Source organism: Sphingobium indicum BiD32 (genome assembly GCF_000382885.1).
In the GTDB taxonomy this organism is placed as follows: Bacteria; Pseudomonadota; Alphaproteobacteria; order Sphingomonadales; family Sphingomonadaceae; genus Sphingobium; species Sphingobium japonicum_C.
In genome coordinates this window covers 1-6409 of record NZ_CAVK010000217.1, presented here as the reverse complement: position 1 = coordinate 6409, position 6409 = coordinate 1, and the positions used below count along the sequence as shown (strand labels likewise).

The 6409-nt window shown below is 57.2% G+C and carries 6 protein-coding genes; 2 read left to right on the top strand and 4 right to left on the bottom strand.

Features of this window, described 5'->3' with window-relative positions; translation table 11 throughout:
- The first annotated feature begins 7 nt into the window (after positions 1–7).
- Both EBBID32_RS23805 and EBBID32_RS19700 read left to right on the top strand, forming a co-directional pair.
- Positions 8–1444: an Atxe2 family lasso peptide isopeptidase gene (locus EBBID32_RS23805; protein ID WP_006964980.1), complete on the top strand. Its 1437-nt coding sequence runs from the start codon at positions 8–10 to the stop codon at positions 1442–1444.
- Positions 1445–1592: 148 nt separating this feature from the next.
- Complete coding sequence (locus EBBID32_RS19700) at positions 1593–2813, top strand: ATP-binding protein (protein WP_037492055.1); 1221 nt, start codon at positions 1593–1595, stop codon at positions 2811–2813.
- Here the strand turns inward: EBBID32_RS19700 and EBBID32_RS24675 are convergent.
- The 4 genes from EBBID32_RS24675 to EBBID32_RS19685 all read right to left on the bottom strand — a co-directional run bounded on the left by EBBID32_RS24675 (position 2741) and on the right by EBBID32_RS19685 (position 6202).
- Complete coding sequence (locus EBBID32_RS24675; RefSeq protein WP_196805704.1) at positions 2741–3916, bottom strand: asparagine synthase-related protein; 1176 nt, start codon at positions 3914–3916, stop codon at positions 2741–2743. The genes EBBID32_RS19700 and EBBID32_RS24675 overlap by 73 nt on opposite strands.
- Positions 3917–4554: 638 nt before the next feature.
- Entirely contained in the window at positions 4555–5259 is a 705-nt protein-coding gene (locus EBBID32_RS23295) for a lasso peptide biosynthesis B2 protein (protein ID WP_231382261.1), read from the bottom strand.
- Positions 5260–5263: 4 nt separating this feature from the next.
- Positions 5264–5392 (bottom strand): benenodin family lasso peptide, encoded by a 129-nt coding sequence (locus EBBID32_RS24300; RefSeq protein WP_006964974.1) that lies wholly within the window; start codon positions 5390–5392, stop codon positions 5264–5266.
- A 165-nt stretch (positions 5393–5557) separates the two neighbouring features.
- Positions 5558–6202 carry a GntR family transcriptional regulator gene (locus EBBID32_RS19685; protein WP_006964972.1) on the bottom strand — a complete coding sequence of 215 codons (645 nt, stop codon included), beginning with the start codon at positions 6200–6202 and terminating at the stop codon, positions 5558–5560.
- Positions 6203–6409 lie beyond the last annotated feature (207 nt).

Below are 6409 nucleotides of genomic sequence, written 5' to 3'. Positions count from 1 at the left end.
GCCTTGAATGCCGGGCTGTGTTCCGGCGGGGTCGTTTGCTCATTTCTACTCCTGTCACGCGGCCATCCTGGCCGCCGTCAGGCAGAAAATCCACTTATCTTACTGTCCAATTTTGCCAGGCCACCTCTCATCCGGCTGGTCACTTGTAAAAACACAATGCCAGCCCGGTTCCTATAACAGTCCAACCCGCCTCGTTGCGACCAGTCCAAGCGGGAAAGCCCTGGCCTGCGATCATCCGGACTGCCTGGGCAATCTCTTCTTCGACATTGAAGGTGCTTGGGAAACCGACCGCCCCGGTGAATTTGCCTTTCTCAAACGGGAGGGCTGGGGTGGCAGCATGCTTGGCCTTTTTCTTTGGCAGCCAGGCCATCCGCCACATCGCCTGCTCACAACCGAAGATCTTCTTGTTGGCTGCGAAGGGCTGGGACAGCGCCTTGTCTGCGCGCGCGAAAGCGCACGCCAACCGCGTCACCTGATGACCCTCGACCTGCGCGACCATGGTCGAAGCAGGACATTATTCGACCCCAATCCTGACTTTCAGCGCATCGCCCTTGGCTCTGCTCAAAGACTGCACTGGCGCAATGATCGCGGGCAGGAGAGCTATGGCGATCTTGTTCTTCCCCCGCGCATAAAGCCGGGGCAGAAATTGCCACTCGTCATCGTGCAATATGTCACCCGAGGGTTTTTACGCGGTGGGACGGGCGATGAATATCCGATCCAGCTTTTTGCCCGCAACGGATTTGCCGTGCTCAGCTTCCAGAAGCCTGCGCCGCTTTTCGCAGCAGAGGGTAATGATGGCACGCTGGCCGCCATTCTCCCCCGACTGAACAGTAATTGGGACGACCGACGCGATATCCACTCTTCGCTGATGGTCGGTATCAGGTCGGTCCTCGCGCGCAGCGACATCGATCCCGACAGGATCGGGATCAGCGGTGTCAGCGATGGCTCGACGACTATGCAGTTTGGCCTGATCAACAGCCCTGGCCTGTTCAAAGCCGCATCGGTGGGGTCCTGCTGTGTCGATCCCACGGCTATGATGATCTATGGCGGCAGCGGGCTTGCGCATGAGCGAACCGCATGGGGCTATCCACCCGCATCTGGACCAGGATCTGAGGCCTGGAAGCCTCTGTCACTGCCCGTCAATTCCCCTGAACTCATGGCACCCTTACTGATGCAGCTTGCCGACAACGAGTTTCTCGTCGCGATGGAAACATTGGCGGCCTATCAGCGAAACAAACGCCCGGTCGAGGCGCGGATTTTCCCGCAGGAATTTCACCTCAAGGTACAGCCCGAACACCGGCTGAACATCTACTGTCGTAACCTGCGATGGTTTGGCTTCTGGCTCGATCAACCCATAGCGTCGGTCTCCTGTCCGCCAGACGCCAGGGATGTGGAGCGATGGTCAGCGATGAAAGCCATCGTCAACAATAGGCCGTCCAGCTAGCGCTCTGGATTTATGAATCCGCTGGCATTTCTGGCACGATCTGTTGCACGAGCATTCCCGGAAAATCACTCTTTCAGTTCCAATTGCCTTAGCATTGACTTCCAATTATCATGGTATATATATCCAATCCGACGGGATCGGAAACAGCATGTACAAGCGGTTTGCAGAGAGTCAGGTAGGCCAGGCTCTTACAGATACGCCGGTGGTCCTGGTTGTAGGGCCACGGCGAGCGGGCAAGACGACGCTTGTTCGAAAAATGGGCAGTGGAACCCAAGCCTATATCACTCTGGACGATCAGACCACACTCGACGCAGCACAGTCTGACCCCACGGGTTTCATTCGGGGCTTGGACCGGGCGATTATCGACGAGATCCAGCGAGCCCCAGATCTGCTATTGGCGATCAAGAAGAGCATCGACGAAGATTATCGCCCAGGACGCTTCCTGTTGACAGGATCAGCCAACATACTGACCCTGCCGCGCGTCGCCGACAGCCTCGCAGGACGGATGGAAACGATCCGGATGCTTCCCCTCGCGCGGGCCGAAATCGAAGACAGGACGTCGACCTTTCTTGATCGGCTATTTGCAGGGACACTCAAGCCTGATCCCGAAGCAACGGTCGGGGACGATCTCGTCCGGCTTGCCTTGCTCGGCGGATTTCCCGAAGCGATCAGCCGTGCAAGCGAGCGCCGTCGCCAGGACTGGGCGCAATCCTATCTGACGTCGGTGCTGACCCGTGATCTCAGGGACATTGCAGACATCGAAAAGCTGACGGAGTTGCCAAAATTCGTGCGCCTACTGGCGGAGCATTCGGGTCAGCTGATCAACTATTCGCAATTCGGCGCCGCTATCAATGTCAGCCACAAGACCGGCCAGCGCTATGTCGGATTGCTGGAACAGGTTTTCCTGGTTGCCACCCTGCAGCCCTGGTTCACCAACAGCCTCAAACGTATCGTCAAAACGCCCAAGCTGCATTTCCTTGATTCCGGACTGCTCGCCACGGCGCGAGGCCTGAGCTTTGACCGGATAAAAGCAGACCGGACGCTTTTTGGCTCGCTGCTCGAAAGCTTTGTGTTTTCCGAAATTCTCAAGCTTATGGCTGCCTCGGACCAGAGATTGACTCCTTATCATTTTCGCGACCAGCAGATGCGCGAGGTCGATATCGTGCTGGAGCGGGATGACGGTATGATAGCCGGGATCGAGATCAAGGCTTCGGCAACTGTGCGATCGGGCGACTTTGGCGGCTTGCATACGCTGGCGCAAGCATGCGGCGATCGCTTTGCCTATGGCGTGATTCTTTATGATAGTAGCGAGGTAGTGCATTTTGGCGACAGGCTGGCGGCAGTACCAATATCTTCCCTGTGGCGGTAAATATGTAGTTCAGCTCCAGCACGCGCCCAGCTTTCTGCGTCCACCAGTCTGAAAATTTCCCAGCAGGACATGTCCCGGTGCACCGCCGCCTGAGTGCAGCGTGCGTGGACAGCATCGGCATCGATGATGCCATGATCGGCGAGCCAGCCTCCGCATAAATAGTGCCATATGTCAGTCTTGCGTGCTTCGAAAAGCGCGATAACAAAACTATCTGGACTGCCTTTGGACCGCCGGTTGATAATGGCGGGCGGCAGCAGGTCGGCAAAAGCCTGACGAGCAATCATTCTGTTCTGACCATCCGATATCCAGGCCCAGGTCGGGATGGATAGACAAAGTTCGACGACAGGCTGGGTCAGAAGCGGCCAGAGCGTTGGCAATGACAATTCCCGCTCAAAGCCTTCGATATGATTGAGGACGCCCAATATCCATGCGATGTGCTGCGCCTTGCCCGGCAATTCACCTGGCGGCGTCTTCATCCATTCATGGCTGAGGTTTGTAGCTTCCAGACCCCACGCTTCATGGAGAAATCCACGCTCTGTCGGCCATGTAAAATCATGGGCTTGGAACAGAGCCCGTTTCGCGCCCTTCGCCAGCACGGTCCAGAGGCTGCTGTCGGTCAAAAGCGCTATGCCTTTTGCGGTCCGCCAACTACCCCGCCCTGGCCCTTCACACAGCAGCCGATCACTCAAGGGCCGCGCGGAATGGACATAGCAAAAGACATTGTCGCCGCCACCGCCACTGACATAGGCGTCCGCGCCAAACTGTGCAGCCAGACGTTGCTGGACAATATCGCCAGACTGGGCAAAACAGCGAGCCAATGGCCTTGGCAAGTGAGCAGCGAAAGAACGCAAGATATCGACGTCCTCGCAGCGCTCCTCCACTTCCACAAGGTTCCGGTCCAGATGCTGCGCCATCATTCGGGCATAGCTGCGCTCGTCACCCGATCCATCCGGTGTCACCAAGGTGAAGCAGGAAAAGTCGATCCCGGCGGCGGCCATGCTTGCCGCAACAATGGACGAATCCAGACCACCCGATAGTCCTAGCAGGACATGTTTGCGTGCCTGTAGCGTCCTGGCGGTCGCATCGATGATCCGTTCGCGCAACAGTCCGGCCAGATCGGCCGTTGCTACCTGCTGACGCGACCGCGCCGCAAAGCTCCAGGGATTCCAGAAGCTGACAGCGCAAAGCTGATCTGCGCCAATGGTGAGGCGATAGCCGCCCCCCAGTTCACAAACCCCGCGCAGGCAGGTGGCTGCGGAACGGGCATTGATGTTGAGGAGATGCCGAACCACGGCACGCTCATCGATACACATCGGCACGCCAGTTTGCTCCAGCAACCGGACAGACGAGGACAGGAATATCATGCCTTCATGACGCACATAATAGCAGGGCAGCTGGCCCATGGGGCTGCGCGCTACAATGATCGATACCGGCGTAGACCCCTGGTCGATAACAAGAAAATCACCCCAGTTGTCGCGCAGGATCGCTTGCCAATCAGGAAAGGCGGCGGCACCATCTTTTGCAGAAAAGGCCTGGCGGTCCGGGCCATGGACTTCGCCCAGCAGTACACCCCTGCCCTCTGCCAGACGGGCGACAGGCAGCCTTGCATCGGTCCATATAATGCAGGCCTGACTAGAGAATATCGTCTTGCGGTCAGGCAGGCGTTGGTCACAAAGCGCGCGCCAGGGTTCGAACTTTCCCTCTGATGCCGGGTCAATCACCGCCAGATAGTCACCGACGATCATTGCGCATAGATCGGTGTAAAATGCTCCACCCGAGCCAGTCGATCATTGAGGACATCGCCGCCTTGCTGGACCCAGCAATGCGCCCCAAACGGGCGCGGCGTGACACCAAAGACGATTTCGACCCGGTAGCCGCGCGCATAAGCACATCGCGCATAGGCGATCGAAAGCGGCAGGCATTGATCCTGGCCTATGAACGAGCGTAGCGCCTCGAAGGCCAGAGCAAGATGGACAAGGCCATCTTCCGGTTCGACAGACCTGTCGATCGCCGCCTTGCGCCTGGCGAGGTCGTCAAGCAGCCATGCAAGAGAGTTGCGCCTGAGGAGGACTTTCGCGACCGCATATGCAAAAGTCGCGCGCGTCACCTGTAACAGCGAAAAGCGGCCAGCTTCATGCGCGCCCAGTTCTCCTGTTGGTCGAAAGCGTGGCTGGCATGGCGCGATGCTGCCTTGGGGACATGGAACCAGCAATTGGATCACCGCCATTGAGCAGTCCGGCTTTGACACGTCGTCACCATTTGCTGTCGTCAGGCAAGCGAACATCCGCTGATCCTGATCGGCCAGCGCAAAATATCGGTTCGCTACGCGATCCAGAAAGAAATGGCGGCCGCCCGCCACGCAAAAGCTCAAACCTGGCCTCAATGCATAGGGCATAGCGCGCTCCGCTGGTAAAATGTCGGCGCGTCGTCTGACGCGCCGACACAATGCATCACTCGTCGGTGATGCCGGCGAGACGCTGCTGGCCGATCACGTCGCCGGCACCAGCAGGCGGTCCCTTGGTTTCGATCGTGGCATCGCCCAGATCGATGAGACCGTCATTGTCGATATGCCGTTCCATGTTCACCTCCATCAAAACGCCGCCAGAGATTTGGCGACGGAAGAAGGGTAAAATGGCTCGTACTTATATTCGACCTTATATGCTCCCATTTTGGGAGCTTATATACACAGAGAACATAGAAGACGGACAAAAATAATCATTGTCGTGTGACATGCCATTGAATATTCACAACGCTTGTCTATTTCGGATCGCGTTGGCCGCTTCGCAAAGCTTGCGAACATTGGACAAACGGCGCCGATGATAACGATTGAGGGCCGTCTTCAGGGCATTTTTGTCACCGGAACTTGCGACAAACCATAGAGTATGAAGTTCATCCTCAGCGCGATCCAGCCTGATTTCATGGCTTCGGACGATAGCGAGTCGCTCGCCTGTCGCGATGATGGCATGGAGATGTTCTGGATTGGGAGAACAGGCCCCGATCCTGGCGAACAGTTCAGCCGCGCGATCTGCAAGGAATTGCCCTGCTACCTGTCCCGTTGGCTCCTCCAAATCCGGAACATCGCCGACCTGAGCCGTCGTTAGACCCCATTGCGCAAGGGCCAGACGCAGCAGGTCGCCTTGCCATGCATAGAGATGATAGATTTGCTCGATATGGATGTCGGGGACGACAAATCCCCCCTTGCCATATATCTGGACCAGTTTTTCGCCAACGAGCCGCTGAAGGGCATCGCGAACCGGAGAAATACTGGTGCCAAACTTGTCGGCAAGCTGGTGCACGATGATCTGGAACCCTGGACGGAATGTTCCCGTCATGAGCTGACCCTTAATCTCGCGATAGACGCGTTCGGTCGTAAGCGCTTCGGGCGACATGGTGCATTTCAGTCCAGATTGCCGCGCATGGGACCACCCCGTGCACGCAGATAGGGCCGCATGTGGAACCCGGCGATGAACTCGATGCAGCCTGCTTCAAGCTCATGCATGTCTTCGAGATAAATTTGTCGCGGAAAAGTATCGCTCCGGTGAGGCTTGCGATTACCCATAAGTATTTGAATCGCTTAGAGCCCGATTCAGAAGTTC

Coding starts and splice junctions, on each gene's coding strand:
- EBBID32_RS23805 (WP_006964980.1), top strand. CDS start 8: ATGCCGGGCTGTGTTCCGGCGGGGTCGTTTGCTCATTTCTACTCCTGT.
- EBBID32_RS19700 (WP_037492055.1), top strand. CDS start 1,593: ATGTACAAGCGGTTTGCAGAGAGTCAGGTAGGCCAGGCTCTTACAGAT.
- EBBID32_RS19685 (WP_006964972.1), bottom strand. CDS start 6,202: ATGTCGCCCGAAGCGCTTACGACCGAACGCGTCTATCGCGAGATTAAG.
- EBBID32_RS24300 (WP_006964974.1), bottom strand. CDS start 5,392: ATGGAACGGCATATCGACAATGACGGTCTCATCGATCTGGGCGATGCC.